Origin of the sequence: Kribbia dieselivorans NBRC 106261 (genome assembly GCF_001552435.1) — a bacterium.
In the GTDB taxonomy this organism is placed as follows: Bacteria; Actinomycetota; Actinomycetes; order Actinomycetales; family Dermatophilaceae; genus Kribbia; species Kribbia dieselivorans.
Genome location: NZ_BCRE01000307.1, coordinates 1 through 568, shown reverse-complemented (window position 1 = coordinate 568; position 568 = coordinate 1). Strand labels below are relative to the sequence as shown.

The window sequence follows — 568 nt, the reverse complement described above, 5'->3', positions numbered from 1 at the left end:
GCGAGCGCCTCGGCTGGTTGGTCGACGCCGGATTCGCGCCGACGGACCCGGCGTCGCTGTTGGCGCGGTGGCAGCCCAGCGGGGCGGTCTGGTACGCCCACGCGTGTTGTGGGTCCGGTTCGGACGCCACCTCGACGTTCGCCGGGTTGTTCACGGCCGGATCGTCGTTGGACACGATGCTCACCGAGGTCGCCGGGCTCGGGAGCACGGTCGCGCCGCTGCCGGTGTCGCTGCTCAGCGCTGCCGAGCCGCTGCGGGCGTTCATCGGGCATGTCGAGCCGACGTTCGACTGGACGCTGTATGACGCGGCGTCGCAGCACGCGTTGACCGGGGATCTGCGGGCGGCGCTCTACAACGAACTCATGTTGGGGCGGCCGGTCGGATGGGCGATGGCGGCGTTCCATGGGCGGGCCGGGGCGGAGGCGGCGGCGCTCGATGACGTGCGGCCCCTGGTGTTGGCCGGGCAGGCTGGGCCGGATGCGGCGCTGCGGCCGCGGCTTCGATTCCTGGACCGGCGGGCGCTCGTGGTGCTCGGCGATCCGGCCGTGCAGTTGCCGACCACGGCGGG

The 568-nt window shown here is 73.4% G+C and carries 1 protein-coding gene; it reads left to right on the top strand.

Going from position 1 to position 568, the window contains the following annotated elements; translation table 11 throughout:
• Positions 1-568 (top strand): hypothetical protein (locus KD1_RS17075; protein WP_169795423.1); only part of this gene is annotated, 568 nt, incomplete at both ends.